Annotated in this window: 18 protein-coding genes; 10 read left to right on the forward strand and 8 right to left on the reverse strand. The window is 63.8% G+C overall.

All coding sequences use genetic code 11. From position 1 onward, the window contains the following. Positions 1-39: 39 nt before the first annotated feature. Both AC6I9R_RS00355 and AC6I9R_RS00360 read left to right on the forward strand, forming a co-directional pair. The gene (locus tag AC6I9R_RS00355; RefSeq protein WP_461428764.1) at positions 40-813 is read left to right on the forward strand and encodes a DUF6478 family protein; all 774 of its coding nucleotides are present in this window, start codon (positions 40-42) and stop codon (positions 811-813) included. 9 nt (positions 814-822) lie between these two features. Continuing rightward, a complete protein-coding gene (locus tag AC6I9R_RS00360) occupies positions 823-1194 on the forward strand; it encodes a hypothetical protein (protein ID WP_461428765.1) in 372 nt (123 codons plus the stop codon). Positions 1195-1444: 250 nt separating this feature from the next. Here the strand turns inward: AC6I9R_RS00360 and AC6I9R_RS00365 are convergent, their stop codons facing one another. Then, complete coding sequence (locus AC6I9R_RS00365; protein ID WP_461428766.1) at positions 1445-2665, reverse strand: argininosuccinate synthase; 1221 nt, start codon at positions 2663-2665, stop codon at positions 1445-1447. Positions 2666-2744: 79 nt separating this feature from the next. On the opposite strand from AC6I9R_RS00365, the gene AC6I9R_RS00370 reads away from it, so the two are divergent. Continuing rightward, positions 2745-3560 (forward strand): hypothetical protein, encoded by an 816-nt coding sequence (locus AC6I9R_RS00370; RefSeq protein ID WP_461428767.1) that lies wholly within the window; start codon positions 2745-2747, stop codon positions 3558-3560. Positions 3561-3615: 55 nt separating this feature from the next. After that, positions 3616-4881, forward strand: a complete 1266-nt coding sequence (gene ilvA, locus AC6I9R_RS00375; RefSeq protein ID WP_461428768.1) for a threonine ammonia-lyase IlvA — start codon at positions 3616-3618, stop codon at positions 4879-4881. Here ilvA and AC6I9R_RS00380 read toward each other — a convergent pair. Continuing rightward, positions 4878-5198: an Hpt domain-containing protein gene (locus AC6I9R_RS00380; RefSeq protein ID WP_461428769.1), complete on the reverse strand. Its 321-nt coding sequence runs from the start codon at positions 5196-5198 to the stop codon at positions 4878-4880. The two genes, ilvA and AC6I9R_RS00380, sit on opposite strands and share 4 nt — an antisense overlap. A 153-nt stretch (positions 5199-5351) precedes the next feature. Between AC6I9R_RS00380 and AC6I9R_RS00385 the strand changes: the two genes are divergently transcribed. Beyond that, on the forward strand, positions 5352-6635 hold the full coding sequence (locus AC6I9R_RS00385) for a PP2C family protein-serine/threonine phosphatase (protein ID WP_461428770.1): 1284 nt from the start codon (positions 5352-5354) through the stop codon (positions 6633-6635). Here the strand turns inward: AC6I9R_RS00385 and AC6I9R_RS00390 are convergent. Next, positions 6610-7065 (reverse strand): NUDIX hydrolase, encoded by a 456-nt coding sequence (locus AC6I9R_RS00390; protein ID WP_461428771.1) that lies wholly within the window; start codon positions 7063-7065, stop codon positions 6610-6612. The genes AC6I9R_RS00385 and AC6I9R_RS00390 overlap by 26 nt on opposite strands. Before the next feature lie 81 nt (positions 7066-7146). Here AC6I9R_RS00390 and AC6I9R_RS00395 point away from each other — a divergent pair, with 81 nt between their 5' ends. After that, a complete protein-coding gene (locus tag AC6I9R_RS00395) occupies positions 7147-8112 on the forward strand; it encodes a KpsF/GutQ family sugar-phosphate isomerase (RefSeq protein ID WP_461428772.1) in 966 nt (321 codons plus the stop codon). 55 nt (positions 8113-8167) lie between these two features. Here AC6I9R_RS00395 and AC6I9R_RS00400 read toward each other — a convergent pair whose 3' ends face one another. The 4 genes from AC6I9R_RS00400 to galE form a co-directional block, all read right to left on the reverse strand. Continuing rightward, positions 8168-8503, reverse strand: a complete 336-nt coding sequence (locus tag AC6I9R_RS00400; RefSeq protein ID WP_461428773.1) for a hypothetical protein — start codon at positions 8501-8503, stop codon at positions 8168-8170. 338 nt (positions 8504-8841) lie between these two features. Then, positions 8842-10146: a UDP-glucose dehydrogenase family protein gene (locus AC6I9R_RS00405; RefSeq protein WP_461428774.1), complete on the reverse strand. Its 1305-nt coding sequence runs from the start codon at positions 10144-10146 to the stop codon at positions 8842-8844. A gap of 20 nt (positions 10147-10166) precedes the next feature. Then, positions 10167-11165, reverse strand: a complete 999-nt coding sequence (locus AC6I9R_RS00410) for an NAD-dependent epimerase/dehydratase family protein (protein ID WP_461428775.1) — start codon at positions 11163-11165, stop codon at positions 10167-10169. After that, complete coding sequence (galE, locus tag AC6I9R_RS00415) at positions 11162-12187, reverse strand: UDP-glucose 4-epimerase GalE (RefSeq protein ID WP_461428776.1); 1026 nt, start codon at positions 12185-12187, stop codon at positions 11162-11164. The genes AC6I9R_RS00410 and galE overlap by 4 nt, the downstream gene beginning before the upstream one ends. 247 nt (positions 12188-12434) lie before the next feature. Between galE and AC6I9R_RS00420 the strand changes: the two genes are divergently transcribed. Next, the gene (locus AC6I9R_RS00420; protein WP_461428777.1) at positions 12435-13529 is read left to right on the forward strand and encodes a polysaccharide biosynthesis/export family protein; all 1095 of its coding nucleotides are present in this window, start codon (positions 12435-12437) and stop codon (positions 13527-13529) included. A 30-nt stretch (positions 13530-13559) separates the two neighbouring features. Here AC6I9R_RS00420 and AC6I9R_RS00425 read toward each other — a convergent pair whose 3' ends face one another. Continuing rightward, positions 13560-14816 (reverse strand): glycosyltransferase family 4 protein, encoded by a 1257-nt coding sequence (locus AC6I9R_RS00425; protein ID WP_461428778.1) that lies wholly within the window; start codon positions 14814-14816, stop codon positions 13560-13562. 149 nt (positions 14817-14965) lie between these two features. On the opposite strand from AC6I9R_RS00425, the gene hslO reads away from it, so the two are divergent. Genes hslO through AC6I9R_RS00440 form a run of 3 tightly spaced genes read left to right on the forward strand, consistent with a single transcriptional unit; the run spans position 14966 to position 17671 of the window. Further along, positions 14966-15967, forward strand: a complete 1002-nt coding sequence (gene hslO / locus AC6I9R_RS00430) for an Hsp33 family molecular chaperone HslO (RefSeq protein ID WP_461428779.1) — start codon at positions 14966-14968, stop codon at positions 15965-15967. Beyond that, a complete protein-coding gene (locus tag AC6I9R_RS00435; RefSeq protein ID WP_461428780.1) occupies positions 15951-16538 on the forward strand; it encodes an NUDIX hydrolase in 588 nt (195 codons plus the stop codon). Before hslO ends, AC6I9R_RS00435 begins: the two co-directional genes overlap by 17 nt. Beyond that, the gene (locus tag AC6I9R_RS00440) at positions 16538-17671 is read left to right on the forward strand and encodes a CCA tRNA nucleotidyltransferase (protein ID WP_461428781.1); all 1134 of its coding nucleotides are present in this window, start codon (positions 16538-16540) and stop codon (positions 17669-17671) included. Before AC6I9R_RS00435 ends, AC6I9R_RS00440 begins: the two co-directional genes overlap by 1 nt. Positions 17672-17686 lie beyond the last annotated feature (15 nt).

Below are 17686 nucleotides of genomic sequence, written 5' to 3' on the forward strand. Positions count from 1 at the left end.
GGATGCCAGGGTGCGGTTCGAGTACAAAGGGCATCAATCATGGGTCAGGAATTTCCTGGTATTTTCGGTGGGTTTGGCCTGGGTCAGACCCTGAAACGCTGGCAACGGGCGTTGCGGACACCCGGGGATCTTTCGACATCTGAACTCAAGCGCATGAACGGCGACATTCGCGGGATGCGCGACCGGATGGATGCCATGGCGGCCCAGTCCCGATCCGCGCTGCTGGCGCGCTCTGCCGGGTCTGACGGGATCGAGCGCCCGGACCAATGCGACTGGGCGGCGCGTCCCGCCCCCTGGAGCGACGAGATGCGGCCCCGTGGCATGGTGGGGCTGAGCTCTCCCACACCGCTGCCGGGCGGCGCGACGGTCTTCCACGACGCCAGCCACGCCGAGATGAGCCTGCGCCAGGAACGCGCGCCCCATTGGGTGCCGGGCGCGCAATTCGGGCTGGTGTTGGAGGTCTACCGTTTCGACGGGTCCTTCGTGTCTTTCGTCCAGGACCTGGCGCCCGAGGCGCTGGTGGGCCTGACCCGCAACCACTTCATCACCGTGAACCTTGTGGCCGACCGCGAACAGCCGGTCGAGATTTACGCCCGCCTCAACATCCAGCACGGCCCCAATGTCGAACAGATGGTGCGCCAGGTGGAGTTTGAAGACACCAAGGGGCAGGCCGAATTCGACCTCGCCTATTCCAAGATCAACGAAAAGCGGCTGGAGAAGGCCTGGCTGGACCTGATCGTGGAAGGCCCGAAGATGACCCGGGTCGCCCTGTGGGACATGGTGATGCTGCGCGCGCCGCGGGCTGATTTTTAAGGAGTGACCATGGCAGAAGCATTGGTGCGCACGACCCTTCAAGCTGGCCGTTATCAAGGCGTGCTAACGGGCGCGGGACAGACCGAGATCGAGGCGCTGCACAAAGGCCGCATCGTCGGCGTGGCGCAGGTCACGGCGCATCCCGATGAGCCGGGCGCGATGCAGGTGGCGCTGGACCTGCCGGCGGATGTGTTGAGCGATGGGGTGCAGGTGGTGGGCCTGCGGTCCACGGCCACGGGCGAGGTGCTGGACCGGATCACGCTGATGGCGGGCTCGGCACTGGATGAGGATATTCGGGGCGAGTTGACGCTACTGCGGGAAGAGCTGGAGATGCTCAAGCGCGCGTTTCGACGGCATTGTGCAGATACGGGCGAAGACTGATCCTTCCGTGATCTGATCAAAATGAGCGCCTTTGGCGCATTTCCTTTGTTTTTGGGGGCTCTGCCCCCAAGCGCATCAGGGATGCGCAGACCCTCCGGGGGGAGTTTTTCTGGCAAGATGAAAGGGGCGCGAAGGGTGGGCGGATTTCCCTGCCCTTCGCCACGGGCGCCCGCGCGAGCCTCCCCCAAAAGGGGGGAGGGGAGAAGAAAGGAATGCGCCCTTGGGCGCTCCTTTAAGTCACGGCACGCGTTTAGTCGTTGAACTTGCGGTTTCGGGCGGCGAGCAGTTTCAGGCGCAGGGCGTTTAGTTGGATAAAGCCTTGCGCGTCGGTCTGGTCGTAGGCGCCCATGTCTTCTTCAAACGTCACATGCGCTTCCGAGTAGAGCGAATGATCGGACCAGCGGGCCACGGTGCGCGCGGCACCTTTGTAGAGTTTCAGGCGCACGGTGCCGGTCACATGTTCCTGGCTTTTATCGATCAGGGCTTGCAGCATCTCGCGCTCGGGCGAGAACCAGAAGCCGTTGTAGATCAGCTCGGCATAGCGCGGCATGATGCTGTCTTTCAGGTGGCCCGACGCGCCGTCGAGCGTGATTTGCTCGATCCCGCGGTGGGCTTCCAGCAGGACCGTGCCGCCGGGTGTCTCGTAGATGCCGCGGGATTTCATGCCGACGAAGCGATTTTCCACGAGATCGAGGATGCCGATGCCGTGCTTGCCGCCCAAGCGGTTGAGCTCGGTCAGGATCGTGGCGGGGCTCAGCGCTTCACCGTTGATGGCGACGGCGTCGCCCTTCTCGAAGGTGATTTCCACCATCTCGGGCGTGTCGGGCGCGTCCTCCGGCCGGGTGATGCGTTGCAGGATGTGATCGGGCGCTTCCTCGGCCGGGTCCTCCAGCATCTTGCCCTCGGAGGATGTGTGAAGAAGGTTGGCGTCGACGCTGAACGGTGCCTCGCCGCGTTTGTCCTTGGCGATGGGGATTTGGTGCGCCTCAGCGAATTCGATCAGCTTGGTGCGCGAGCCCAGATCCCACTCGCGCCAGGGCGCGATGACCTGGATCTCGGGGTTCAGGGAATAAGCGCAGAGCTCGAACCGGACCTGATCGTTGCCCTTGCCGGTGGCGCCGTGGGACACGGCATCGGCGCCGGTTTCCTCGGCAATCTCCACCAGCCGCTTGGAGATCAAGGGCCGCGCAATCGACGTGCCCAGAAGGTACAGCCCCTCGTACAAAGCATTGGCGCGGAACATCGGGAACACGAAATCGCGCACGAATTCTTCGCGCAGATCCTCGATATAGATGTCGGAGGCACCCATCATCTCGGCCTTTTTCCGCGCGGGTTCCAGCTCTTCGCCCTGGCCCAGATCGGCGGTGAAGGTGACGACCTCGCAGCCATACTCCGTCTGCAGCCACTTGAGGATGATCGAGGTATCGAGGCCGCCGGAATAGGCGAGCACAACCTTCTTTGGGGCAGACATGGGCGGAACTCCGTGATGCATGTTGACGCAAGGCGCGATACCGGGTTTTCAGGGGGCAAGCAAGCAAGTGGAGCGCCCGATGGACTATGGCTACCAACTCCTCCGGCACGTGGTGGTGCAGGTCTTCGGCAACCTCGGCCATGCCGCGCGGATCACGCTGGTGCTTTTGGCGGTGCCCGTGGTGATCGTTCTGGTCACCAACCCTGGCTTGCTGACCGGCGAAACCTTCTTGATGGGCATCGATACGGGGCCGGATGATGGCACCGCAGCGGGCGTCTGGGGGTTTGTGCTGGCCGTGATTGCCGGGTTTGTGTGTTGGCTTTGGGCGGCGGTCGCCTGGCATCGATTTGTCTTGCTGGAGGAATATCCCACCGGGCTGTTCCCGAACTGGCGCGGGTCGAACATTGCCAATTACCTTGGCAATGCGATCCTGATCGGCCTGATCATGATCGGGGCGGGCTTTGGCATTGCCCTCGTGATCGGCATCGTCGTGGCGGTTGTGCAAAGCCAGGCGCTGGCCATCGCCCTTGGCGTTGGCCTGGTCTTTGGCTTGTCGTGGATCGCGACGCGGATCGGGCTGATCCTTCCTGCCGCCGCCATTGGTGAGAAACTGGGGATTGGCGAAAGCTGGCGGGCGACGGCGCCGGTGTCGGGCCAGATCGTGCTGCCGATCATCGTGATTGCGCTGGCGTCGACGATCCTGAACCAGGGCATCATCGCCGCCTTCGGCACGGCGATCCCGGTCGAGACTCCCTTCGGCGCGCAACAGCAGGTGACGCTGTCGATGGTCGGCGTGATCCTGAGCATTGCGGTCAGCTGGATGCAGATGCTGGTGAACCTGGCGCTGATGACAACGCTCTACGGCAATCTGATCGAGGGGCGTCAGTTGAACTGAGCCTCGGCGTGATCTTTGGCTGGACTCGAAGCGCGCAAGCCGCCAAGTCAGAGAAATGACTGTTTTTTCCACTGCCACCAGTTTTTCCGAGAAGGCGCGGGCCACAACTGCCGCGCTCCGGGATTTGTTTCCGGCGACCCCGCTTTTGAAGAACGCTTATCTGAGTGAGCGTTTCGCGGCGGACATCTGGCTAAAGCGCGAAGACCTGTCGCCGGTGCGCTCTTACAAGCTGCGCGGCGCGTTCAATGCGATGCGCAAGGTGCGTGCGGCAAAGCCGGACCAGATGGATTTCGTCTGCGCCAGCGCCGGCAACCACGCCCAGGGCATGGCCTATGTCTGCGCGCATTTCGGGGTGCGGGGGCGGATCTATATGCCGGTGACAACGCCGGATCAGAAGGTGCTGAAGACCCGCACCTTCGGCGGCGACGCGGTCGAGATCGTGCTGGAAGGCGATTTCTTCGACGAAACGCAGGCCGCCGCTAAGGCCTATTGCGCTGAGGTTGGCGCGCATTTCCTGTCCCCTTTCGACGACCCGGACGTGATCGAGGGCCAGGCCTCGGTCGCGGTGGAGATGTTGGAGCAATTGGGCCGCGCGCCCGATCATCTGGTGCTGCCGGTGGGCGGCGGCGGCCTGTCGTCGGGCATGTTGTCCTATCTGCGCGATATGGGCGCCGGCACCGCCACGACGCTGGTCGAGCCCGCGGGCGGGCCCAGCCTGACCGCGTCGTTGAAGATCGGCGCGCCGCAAACCATTGAAATCACGGATACATTTGTGGACGGTGCCGCCGTCGCCCGCATCGGCGACCGCAACTTCGAGGTCCTGCGCAGCGTCAGCCCGCGCGATGTGCTTGTCGTGCCCGAAAACCGGATCTGCGTGACGATTCAAGAGATGTTGAACCTGGAAGGGGTCGTGTTGGAGCCTGCGGGGGCGCTGTCTGTCACGGTGCTCGATGACATCCGCGATCAGATCGCGGGCAAGACGGTTGTGTGCGTCACCTCGGGCGGGAACTTTGATTTTGAGCGGTTGCCTGAAGTGAAGGAGCGCGCCCAGAAGTGGCAGGGGTTGAAGAAGTACTTCATCCTCCGCCTGCCACAGCGCCCCGGCGCGCTGCGCGATTTCCTGGATCTGTTGGGCGAGGACGACAACATCACGCGGTTCGAGTACCTCAAGAAGAACTCCCGCAACTTCGGGTCAGTGCTGATCGGCATCGAGTCGCTCCGTGCCGCCAGTTTCCCCGAGTTGGAAGAGCGTGTCGCGTCGCGCGGTTTTGGCTTTCGCGATATCACCGACGACCAGATCCTGGCGGATTTCCTGATCTAGGCCGCCAGCTCCGGGACATGCGGCGCAACCTCGTTCAGGGCGGCGGCGAAGGCGCGGCTTACGGCGTTTACGTCGGGCTTTTCGCTGGCATTGCACGCCGCTTCTGCCAGGGAACAGGCGTCGACCAACGTCACAAACCCCAGGTTCGCCGCAGAGCCCCGCAGAAAGTGGAAATCCGCCGTCGTGGCCTTTTCCGGCGTCAACTTGTCCAGCGTTTCCTGCAACTCGGCCACGAAAAGCATCGCGACATCGGCGAAATCTTCTTCCCCGATATCTGCGCGCAACTCATTCAGGCGGTCCCAATCGACATGGTCCATGGTCAGATTCCTTCTCGTCCGTCACCGCGCAGTAGGCCGTGCAAACCTTAACAAAACGATGGGGCGGGGCAGGAAATCCGTTCGAATTGTTCCATTCACACCCCGTTAAATGAATCGGCCCATAGTCCGCGTCGAAACAGACCGAGGACGATCATGGGGGCACTATTTCCGACAGCGGTGACGGCACAGGTTGGCACCGCCGATCCAAGTCCCGATTCCCTGACCGTTCTGGTGTTGGATGACAGTGCCGCGCAGCGCAACATGGTCTGTGCATTGCTGCGAAAGTGGGGCCATTCCGCGATCTCTACCGGCGACCCGGTAGAGGCGTTGACGCTGGCGCGGGATCCGGCAGTCTCCCTGATCCTGTGCGACTGGATGATGCCCGAGATGACGGGGCCGGAATTCTGCCGCTGCCTGCGCGCCGAGGTGACCGAGACCTATCCCTATGTCCTGCTTCTAACCTCCAAGTCCGAGCGGAGCGCGGTGGCCGAGGGGTTGGCCGCGGGCGCCGATGATTTCCTCAACAAACCCGTGCGCCCGCCCGAATTGCAGGCCCGCATGAACGCGGGCGCCCGGATCGTCGCCATGCAGCAGGAACTGCGGAAGAAAAACGGCCTGTTGGAGACGACGCTGGACGAATTGCAACTGCTCTACAGCGCGATTGACCGCGACCTGGATGAGGCGCGGCGCCTGCAAATGGCGTTGCTGCAAGACGCCCATCGCCCCTTCGACGGCGCCCGGGTGTCGTTGTTGCTGGAGGCAAGCGGCCATGTCGGCGGCGATATGGTGGGCTATTTCAACGTGAGCGAGGATGTCATCGGGCTGTTCAGCATCGATGTGTCCGGGCACGGGGTCGCCTCGGCGATGCTGGCGGCGCGGATTGCCGGGATGCTGTCAGAGGCCTCGCCGGATCAGAACATCGCGCTGACGCGCGGCATGGACGGCACGCTGTGCGATCTGCCGCCCGATGTGGCGGCGGGGCGGATGAATGACCTGATGCTGAAAGAGGTGCAGACTGATCGCTATTTCACCATCTGCATCGCGGTTGCGAACCTGAAGACCGGGTTGGTGCGCATGGTACAGGCAGGCCACCCGCACCCGATGATTCTACGCGCTGACGGCCATGTGGATATGGTCGGCGATGGCGGCCCCCCGGTGGGCCTTTTGCCCGAGATGCCCTTCACTTCGTTCGAGGCGCAGTTGCACCCCGGTGACCGTCTGTTGCTCTACTCCGATGGGTTGACCGAATGCCCCGACCCGGACGGAGAGATGTTGGACGATGACGGCCTCATCGCCCTGATGGGCGCCCACAAAGACAGCCAGGATCAGGCCTTCCTTGACGCGCTGCGCAACGGGTTGGTGGACTTCGCGGGTCACAAGGATTTTCCCGATGACCTCTCGGCGCTGCTGTTCAGCTACGACGGGCGCGGCCCTTGAGGTAACGGGCAAGGAAATGGCGGTCGCCGGACACGGCGAGCTTCTCTGCCGCGACGTCCCAGGGCAGAAACACCGCCGTGTGCCCCGGCTCGGTCGGGGCGGACCAGCGACGGCCCAGGCGCGCGGTGTAGATATGACATTGCTTCTGCGCATAACGATCATAGTCGGGCATGAAGGTATAGCGGTGGAACATGCCCAGGCGGCGCAGGGAATGAATGCGGTAGCCGGTCTCCTCCATCACCTCGCGGTGCAGGGCGGCAAGCGGCTGCTCTCCGGGGTCGATGCCGCCGCCGGGCAATTGCAACTCGGGCACCGGGGCTTCCTGGAAAGAGGCCAGAAGGCCGTCGCCCGCGTCGATGATGGCATAGACACCGGGGCGCGGCGGGTGCGGTTGGCCGGGCTTGGGCCAATTTCCAAAACGTCTGTTCATGGCGCCTGTTCTGCCACGGGCGGGGACGGGCGAAAACCCAATCTTCTCGCCAAGCGCGCGCGGCTCCGCTAAACGGCGCATATGTCCGATGAAATACCCCATTCCCTGCGCGACACTGGCGCGCGCGTGTTGCACACCGAGGCCCGCGCCGTCCGCGCGCTGGCTGACGCCCTGCCCGAGGATTTTGCCCCGGCGGCCGAGGCTATTCTGGCCACCACCGGCCGGGTGATCCTGTGCGGCATCGGAAAGTCCGGCCACATCAGCCGCAAGATCAGCGCGACGTTTGCCTCCACCGGGACGCCGTCGACCTTTGTTCACGCCGCCGAGGCCAGCCACGGCGACCTGGGCATGGTGATGCCGGGCGATCTGGTGATCGCGATCTCGAATTCCGGCGAGACGACGGAATTGGGCGACATCATCGCCCATGTCGCGCGTTTTGCGATCCCGCTGGTCGGGATCTCGAAGAAGCCCGACAGCACCCTGATGCGCGCCGCCGACTACCGCCTGACCCTTCCGGCGGCGGAAGAGGCCTGTGCCCTGGGGATGGCGCCCACCACATCCACGACCCTCGCCCTGGCGCTTGGCGATGCGCTGGCCGTCGCGGTGATGGAACGCCGCGGGTTCCTGCCCGAACAGTTCCGCACCTTCCACCCGGGCGGCAAACTGGGCGCGCAACTGTCCACCGTGGCGCAACTGATGCATGGGCCGGATGCGCTGCCCCTGGTGGAAGCCGCCACGCCGATGGCCGAGACCCTGGTGGTGATGAGCGAGAAAAGCTTCGGGATCGCTGGAGTGATTGAGAACGGTGCCCTGACGGGCGTTATCTCGGACGGGGACCTGCGCCGCAACATTGCCCATCTCACTGACCACACCGCGGGGGAAGTGGCGACGCGAAAGCCCCGAACCACCGCGCCGGACGCGCTGGCGGCTGAGGCGATGGGCGTGATGGCCGCCAACAAGATCACGGCGCTGTTTGTGGTGGATGCGGAGACGCGGCCCATCGGGATCATCCATCTGCACGACCTTCTGCGCGCGGGCCTTGCGTAAACGAAAACGGCCCCCGCCGTGAAGACAGGGGCCGCAGGTTGCTAGGTGTCTGGGCTTAGTTGCCGCCTTCTTCCTGCTCTTCCATCAGGCGACGGAAGATGTCGGCTGCGAAGGCCGGATCGCCCATGATCACCGTGACGCCGTTGCCGGAACCCGCAACGTCCATGGCGCGGTCAGCGTCCATGTTGAGGTGCGAGAAGACGTCAGCGATGGTGCTGCCGGGTGTCAGTTCGACCGTGGTCAGGCCCATGGGCGACATGCGACGGTCACCGGCGCTGTCCTGGTCCATGTTGAAGTGCATGATCGCGAACTCGGCGGCGCTGCTTTGCGCGAAGGCCGGAGCGGCGATGGTGGAGGCGGCGAGTGCTGCTGCAAGTGCGAGGCGTTTCATTGGTAGTATCCCTTCAGTTTCATATGTTTAGGGCAATCTCTCGTGCCGTGTGCCGGGCCGTTTGGCTTGTCCTTGGGACCCGACGTTTGGCTGATTGCCTGGGAGTACCTTTGGAGCCTGAAGGCGGCTCAAAATAGATGATTTCACTCTCCTACTCTCCAGGTGATGACCCCGTGAGCGGCGTTCTCACGGGTCGGTGTTCACCCAAGGTCATTCCCGTGAAGAGCGCGTGAACACCACCGCTGAGACTGTAACATTTCACCAAAACACCGGCCCGAGGGCCCTGGGGCCGCTCGAATCACGAAGGTCATGCGTTGGGGGGATAAAAGGCGGCGGATCTAGCGCCCGACGCCCTCGTAGGCCTCGAACCCGGCGCGTTTGGCGTCACGGGGACTATAGACGTTGCGCAGGTCCGCCATGCGGGGCACCGCCATCTTCTTGGCAAGTTTGGTCAGATCCAGCGCCCGGAACTCATTCCATTCCGTCAGGATCACCACGAGGTCGGCCTTGTTGGCCGCCTTATAAGGGTCATCGACCCAATTGACGCCGGGCAGCAGCGCCTCGCCCTCGCGGAAGCCCTGGGGATCCACAACGCGGACCTTCGCGCCACCGCCCACAAGGGCTGGCACAATCGTCAACGACGGCGCGTCGCGCATGTCATCGGTGTTGGGCTTGAACGTCACGCCAAGCACGCTGATGATTTTGCCGTTGAACGTCCCATCGCAGAGGTCGCGCAGCTTTTCGATCATCCGGTGCTTAATGTCGTCGTTCACCCGGATGACCGTTTCGACAATGCTCTGGGGCACAGCGTGGTCCTGACCGATGCGGGCCAGGGCAGAGGTGTCCTTGGGGAAGCAAGACCCGCCATAGCCCGGCCCGGCATGGAGGAACTTGTTACCGATGCGCCCATCCATGCCGATGCCCTTTGACACCTCTTTGACATCCGCGCCGACCTTTTCACACAGCGCCGCAATCTCGTTGATGAAGGTAATCTTCGTCGCAAGAAACGCGTTGGCGGCGTATTTGATCATTTCCGCGCTTTCCAGGTCCGTTGTCACGACGGGGAAGTCGCGCAGGAACAGGGGGCGGTAGATCTCGTCCATCACCTCGGACGCGCGGGGGGATTGCACGCCGACAACGACACGGTCGGGCCGCATGAAATCGTCAATCGCAGCGCCCTCGCGCAGGAACTCGGGATTGGAGGCGACGTCAAACTCCAGATCGGGCCGCGCCTTGTGGACGACCTGTTTGACCTTGCGGTTGGTGCCCACCGGCACGGTGGATTTGGTGACGATCACGGCATAGTCGGTCATCGCATGGGCGACTTCCTCGGCTGCGGCCATCACATAGGTCAGGTCTGCATGGCCATCGCCGCGCCGTGTGGGCGTGCCGACCGCGATGAACACCGCATCGGCACCGTCCACGGCAGAACCCAGATCGGTGGTGAAAGACAGACGCCCGGCCTCCACGTTCTTGGCCATCAGCGCATCAAGACCCGGCTCATAGATCGGCACTTCGCCCGCCGTCAGCATCTCGATCTTGCGGGGGTCTTTGTCCACGCAGATCACATCATGGCCAAAGTCCGAGAAACAGACACCCGAGACGAGGCCGACATATCCGGTTCCAATCATGGTGATGCGCATTTGCGAAAGTCCTTGTGAGCTTAGACGTTGTAGTAGTCGCGATACCACGCGACGAAATTGGCGACACCCTCGGTGACTTGGGTCCGGGGTTTGTATTGGGTCAGGTGCTGCAACAGGCTGGCGTCGGCCCAGGTCGCGGGGACATCGCCCGGTTGCATCGGCATCATGTTCTTCTCAGCCCTGCGCCCGGTGGCCGCTTCGATCGCCTCTATATAGTCGAGCAGTTGCACCGAATTGGAATTGCCGATGTTGACGATCCGGTGCGGGGCCACGGGCGACAGGCTGTCGCCTTCCACGCCGTCGGTGCCGGGAACAGCCTCGATCAGCCGGATGATCCCGTCCACCAGGTCCGTCACATAGGTGAAGTCGCGCGCCATATCGCCATTGTTGTAGACGTCGATGGGCTGGTCTTCGAGGATCGCCTTGGTGAACTTGAACAGCGCCATGTCGGGCCGTCCCCAGGGGCCATAGACGGTGAAGAAGCGGAACATCGTCGTCGGCAAATCGTAGAGGTGCGCGTAGGAATGGGCCATCACCTCGTTCGATTTCTTGGTGGCGGCGTAGAACGACATCTGGTGGTCGGCCTGCATCGTCTCGGCGTAGGGCATTTCGGTGTTGGCGCCGTAAGCGGACGAGGTGCTGGCCAGCAGCGAATGCTTCGGCGGGAAGGCCCGCATCGCCTCCAGCAGGCGGAAGGTGCCGATCAGGTTGGCCTCGACATAGCTTTCGGGGTTGTCGATGGAATAGCGCACCCCCGCTTGCGCGGCGAGGTGAATGACCGCCTCGGGACGGTGCTGGTCGAACAGGTCGTGCAGCACGCCGGGGGTTTCAACGCGCGCCTGGACCGGGGTGAAGGCCTCATTCGCGGTCAGCATGGCAAGGCGCGAGTCCTTCAGCGCGACTTCATAGTAATCGGTCATCGCATCAAGGCCCACGACCTTCCAGCCGTCCGCCAGCAAGCGCGCGCAAAGGTGGTAGCCGATGAACCCGGCCGAGCCTGTGACAAGCGCGGTCCTCATTCCTCGGGCTCCTCTGACGAATGCGGCCCAACGATCCAGCCCCAGCTGGAGGCGCACATGTCGTCCAGCGACTTTTCGGTTCGGAAGCCCAGGACTTCTTCCGCCTTGTCGGCCTTGGCCACATAGATCGGCACGTCGCCCGCGCGGCGTTCCACCACCCGGTTGGGGATGTCGCGGTTTGATGCGCGTTTGTAGGCGGCCAGAACCTCGCGCACCGAATTGCCAACCCCGGTGCCAAGGTTCACCAGATGGCTCTGGTCATCGCCCAACAGCGCGCGGAGTGAAAGGACGTGTCCGCGCGCGAGGTCTTCGACATGGATATAGTCGCGCACGCCGGTGCCGTCCGCGGTGTCATAGTCGTCGCCGTAGATGTTCAGCTCGTCCAGCTCGCCTGCGGCGACCTTGGCGATGAAGGGCATCAGGTTGTTGGGGATGTCGCGCGGGTCCTCGCCGATCAGGTGGCTTTCGTGGGCCCCGGCGGGGTTGAAGTAGCGCAGGATGCCGATGTTCCAGCGGTCATCGGCGGCGACCAGTTGGTTCAGGATCTGCTCACCGCTGATCTTGGTCTGGCCGTAGGGGTTCATCGCGCGGAACTCGGCCGTCTCGGGCGTCGGCGTCTCGTCCGGGACACCGTAAACGGTGGCAGAAGAGGAAAAGACGATCTTCCGACACCCCGCCGCGTCCATCACGCGCAGCAGGTTGATCAGCCCGCTGATGTTCACGTCGAAATAGTCGAGCGGTTTTTCGACACTCTCGCTGACGGCCTTGAGGGCGGCGAAATGCACGACCGCGTCGAACTGATGCTCGGAAAACAGAGAGGCCAGCGTGGTGGCGTCGCGCACGTCGGCCTCGGCCAGGTTGACCGGCTTGCCCGTCAGCTGCGCGAGCCGGTCCACGACCGAGCGGTTGGCGTTCTGGAAATTGTCCAGAATGGTCACCTCAAACCCGGCCTCGACCAACGCCACATAGGTGTGCGAGCCAATGTACCCGGCGCCGCCCGTCAAAAGGATGTGTTCTGCCATGCGCGGTGTGCCTTGCCCGACCTGCCGTCTTCGTATTGCACACCGATTGCCATGGAATTGCCCCCGTCGTCAAAGGCCTAACGGCAGTTTCATCGGCTAGGGTAAATTTGCACCGCCCAAAGCGGAATGCGCCTGCCGCCGTTGACGGCGCGGGTTTGCGCTGTAAACCTCAGGCGAACTCAAAGGTTTGTCACCTGATCTGGGGGGATCTCTGACACCCATGGCCCGATTGCGGTTATCAAAGATCTTGGCCTGCGCCGCCCTGTCGCTGACCCTTGTGGCCTGCGATGCGTTACCCCGTGGCGCCCCGGTGGAACGGGAGGTGACAGAGGCCGCCAGCGGCGAGATTGCCGATTTCGCCGTCTACCCCGTGACCCGTGTTTTTCTGGGCATCCTCAACGACTGGCCCGCCACCGGCGAGCGTCACCTGAACTGGATCCCCACCTCGGGCGGGGCGCGCACCCAGGTCATCGCCTCGGGCGATCAGCTGCGCCTGACCGTGTGGGACAGCGCCGATGACAGCCTGCTGACGAATGGAGAGCCCTCTGCTGTCATCGACGCGCTGACCGTGGGGCCTGATGGGACGATCTTCGTGCCCTACGTGGGCAACGTCCGTGTGTCCGGCATGTCGACGCAATTGGCGCGAGAGCGGTTGCAGCAAGAGATCGACATCATCGCCCCCTCCGCTCAGGTGCAGCTGGAACTGGTGGAGGGCCGCACGAACTCCATCGATCTGGTCGGCGGTGTAGGCGCGCCGGGGCGCCTGCCGATGCCCGACCGCAACTACACCGTGCTGAACGCCATCGCCGATGCCGGCGGCGTGCGCGGCGGGATGGAGAACCCGCAGATCCGGCTGATCCGCGCGGGCTCGATCTATGGCACTTCGATTGACCGCCTGTTCGCGGAACCCGGCCTTGATACGCTGCTGCGCGGCGGCGACCGGGTGATCGTGGAGGAAGACCGCCGCTATTTCCTGTCGCTCGGCGCGGCGGGCCAGCAGAACCAGCACGCCTTCCCGCAGGACCGCGTCACCGCGCTGGACGCGCTGGCGATCATCGGCGGGGTGGAAAGCCGCCGCGGCGACCCCGGCGGCATCCTGATCCTGCGTGAATATCCCACCTCCGCCGTGCGCAACGACACGCGCGGACCCAGCCAATCGCGCGTCGTCTTCTCGCTTGATATGACCAATGCCGACGGTCTGTTCTCGGCCCGCAATTTCCGGGTGAACCCCGGCGATCTGGTGCTGGTGACGGAAAGCCCGGTGACCGGCGTTCAGACGATCTTCGGGCTGATCGGCTCGGCCTTCGGGTTGGTGGGCTCTGCCAACAACATCGCGAATTGACGCTCTTTCCTTGCGCTACCGCCCTTTGGGTTACTTGAGCGCGGGCAACGCGATCCGTTTCGCCTTGGGCACCAGCGCATTGATGCGCCGCAGATGCTCGGGCAGGCACACCGTTTGGAAGTCGTAATTCTTGACCACATGCTTGCGGGCGGCGGGGCCCAGATGCGCATAGGTGCCGGGCCGCTCCAACACGTCCACCACCTTGCGGGCGATATCCTTGGGCTCGAAGAAATCCGCCAAAAGCCCGGTCTTGCCATGCTCGATCGCCTCGCGCACCGGCGCCACGTCGGACGCCACAATCGTGGCCCCCATCGACATCGCCTCCAGACAGGACCACGACAACACGAATGGTACCGTCAGGTAGATGTGGCAGCGGCTGACCTGGATGATCTTCTGGTAATCCTCATACGGCACCCGCCCCAGGAAATGGACGCGGGACCAATCGACGGCATCGCCAACCTCCCGCTCCATCTCGGCCCTATAGCCACCCTCGGACCCCGACTTCTTGCCATAGGACACGTCTGACCCACCGATGATCAACGCCCGCGCCTTGGGGCGCGCATCCAGAATGTGGGGCAGCGCCCGCATGAAGGAATGAAAGCCGCGGGTCGGCTCCATATTGCGGGCCATATAGGTGAAGATCTCGTCTTCTTTAGTGACAGACCGGCCAAGACGTCCCAGGGCGACCTCTGCCTTGGGGTCCGGCAACAGCTTGTCGGTCCGGATGCCGTCATGCTTGACGTAGATCTTGTCCTTGAAACTGTCCGGGAAGGTGTCGCACTGCCACTGGGTCGGCGAATGCCCCTGATCGACGGTCTGGATGTTGGCGAAGTTGACCGCGTTGCGGGCATGCATGGTGAAGGGCGCATGGGGGCTGGCGGGAAACTCCGGGTCAAAGCCGACGCTGCCGCCCTTGGCGAGGAAGTAATACTCGAAATAGCCGATGATCGGCGTGTTGGGCCAAATCTCTTTCAGGAACGTCAGCTCTCCCCAGCCGACGTGGCCCAGAATGATGTCAGGCGTGAACCCCTCGCCGCGCAGCTTGCCGGCGGCCTGGGCGCAGCCAAAGCCGTTGCCGGTGCATTCCTCCCAATATTGGGTCAGGGCGTAGGCGTCCTTGGCGGGCTTGTGGTGCGTCGCATAGGTCACGATCCGCGCGCCTTCCATCACCGGCACATCCTTGCGCTGGGTCAGAAACACCAACTCATGCCCGCCTTGCGCCCGCAGCCACGAGAACAATTCTCGGTACTGGCCGGGGAAGTTTTGATGCACGAAAAGGATCTTCATCATTACGCCTGCTTTTGGTTAACCGGGGTGTCCCAACCCCATGCGGCAGACGCAAGGCAGAACTGCGGCAGGAAGGGGGTTTGGTGTTGCCCAAGCGCCCCCTATATGGGACCAGAACTTCCAATATTCGGTAAAGGGGGGCTGACCCCATGACTTTGACCACAAAACTCGCGTGGGATGACACGGTGTTGCCGTTCCAGCTGGACCGCTCGGACATCCGGGGGCGCGTGGCGCGCCTGGATACGACGTTGGACCGGATCCTGTCGCAACACGACTACCCCGCGCCGGTAGAGGCGATGGTGGCCGAGATGGCCTTGCTGACCGCCTTGATCGGGCAGACCATCAAGCTGCGCTGGAAACTGTCGTTGCAGGTGCGCGGCGATGGGCCGATCCGGCTGCTGGCCACGGATTTCGTGGCAGGCACCGCCGAGGGGGAGCCGGCGCAGATCCGGGCCTATGCCTCTTATGATGCAGACCGGTTGGACCTGTCCGCGCCCGCGTTCGAGCAGATCGGCAGCGGCTACTTCGCGATCCTGATTGATCAGGGGCCTGATATGGCACCCTATCAAGGGATCACGCCGCTTGCCGGGGGGTCGCTGTCGGCCTGTGCCGAGGCCTATTTTGCGCAGTCCGAGCAGTTGCCGACGTCCTTCAAGCTGTCCTACGGGCGCGCCCAGGAACCGGGCCAGGCCGAGGGTTGGCGCGCCGGGGGCGTGATGCTGCAGGTGATGCCGGAAACCTCGCTGGAAGCCAAAGATGGCCCCAGCGGCGCGGACGGCGTGTTGACGGCGCAAGACCTGATCGAGCCCGACAAGGCCGAGGATTGGAACCGCGCCAACATCCTGATGGGCACGGCGGACGAGATGGAGCTGATCGGTCCCCATGTCGCCCCGACCGAGCTTCTGGTGCGTCTGTTCCATGAAGAGCAGCCGCGCGTGTTCGATGCCCTGCCCGTGGGGTTCGGCTGTACCTGCTCCGAGGATCGCGTGCGCCAGTCCCTGTCGATCTATTCGGCCAAGGACATCGCCCATATGACAACGGACGAAGGCCGTGTGACCGCAGATTGCCAGTTCTGCGGCGCGCATTACGACTTTGATCCCCTGTCTTTGGGGTTTGAAGCCGAAAGGGCCCCCGATGGGTCGCCCGTTTGACCTAAGCAACCTGGAGGCCGCGCTGGACCATGTTCCCGCGCGGCCTTCCTCAGATTACGATCTGAACCCCGGTGTGGTCCTGCCCGAAGGCCGCGTGCTGCGCCCGGCTGCGGTGTTGATCGGCGTGTTGGACGATCAGGTGATCCTCACCAAACGCGCCTCCACCCTGAAGCATCACCCGGGGCAAATCGCCTTTCCAGGCGGCAAGGTCGACGCGGGCGAAAGCCTCGTTCAGGCCGCCCTGCGGGAGGCCCGCGAAGAGATCGGGCTTGATCCGTCCAACGTCTCTGTTCTGGCCGAACTCCCCGCCCACGAGACGGTGACAAGCTACTCGGTGACGCCCTTCCTCGCCCGGATCGAGGCCGAGTTTCAGCCACGCCCCGAGCCTGGCGAAGTGGCCGAGGTGTTTCGCGCGCCGCTGTCGTTCCTGATGGACCCCGGCAATTACGCCGTGGAAGGCCGCCGCTGGCGCGGGATGCGGCGCGAATACTACGTGGTGCCGTTTGGCCCCTACTACATCTGGGGCGCGACGGCGCGGATGCTGAAATCCCTCGCGGACCGGGTCGCGTGATGCGGCTTTCCGCACCCTGGCTGACCTCGGCTGAAACCGCTGCCATTTTTGATGCCCTCGGGGATCACGGCGCCTGGTTCGTCGGCGGCTGCGTGCGAAACGGCTTGCTGGACGCGCCCGTGGCGGACCTGGACATATGCACTGAGTTGCGGCCTGAAACAGTCATGGAACTGGCCACGGCAGCCGGCCTGCGCGCCGTCCCCACGGGGATCGACCATGGGACCGTCACGGTCGTCTCAAACGGCACACCCTATGAAATCACGACCCTACGCCGCGATATAGAGACGGACGGCCGCCATGCCTCCGTCGCCTTCACCCGGGAATTGGCGGAGGATGCCGCACGACGGGATTTCACCATTAACGCGTTATACGCCACGCGCGACGGCGCGGTTCTGGACCCCAACGGCGCGGGCTTGGACGACCTCAAGGCAAGGCGCGTGCGGTTCATCGGCGACGCGGACGCGCGGATCGCCGAGGATTACCTGCGCATCCTGCGGTTCTTTCGGTTCCATGCCTGGTATGCCGACCCCACGGGCGGGCTCGACGCCGAGGGCCTCGCCGCCTGCGCCGCAAACCTCGACGGGATCGCGCGGCTTTCGGCGGAACGGGTGGGGTCCGAGGTTCAAACCCTCCTCCGCGCGCCTGATCCAGCGCCCGCTGTCGCGGCGATGGATCAGACCCACGTCCTCGCAGCGGTCTTGCCCGGGGCGTCATCGCGGATGCTGACGGTGTTGACGGGGCTGGAAGACGGCCTCCGCCCGGATGCTATCCGGCGCCTCGCGGCCCTTGGGGGGGACGCAAACGCGTTGCGCCTGTCGAAGGCAGAGGCGAAACGGCTCACGCTTTTCCGTGACGAGATGGCAAGCACGACGACGCCGGGCCCCCTTGGCTATCACCACGGGGTCGACGCCGCGCGCGATATTCTGGTGCTGCGCGCCGCGCTTTTCGAGCAGCCGGTGGACGCAAACGCGCTGCACGCGGCGGAAATCGGCGCAAAGGCCACCTTCCCGGTGAAGGCCGCCGACCTGCCTGATTTTCAGGGCAAGGCGCTGGGGGATCAGCTCAAATCCCTGGAACAAGCCTGGATCGACAGCGCCTTCACGCTAAGCAAATCCCAGCTGCTCAGCCGGTAATGGTCATTCCCGACC

The organism is Gymnodinialimonas sp., from assembly GCF_059726805.1.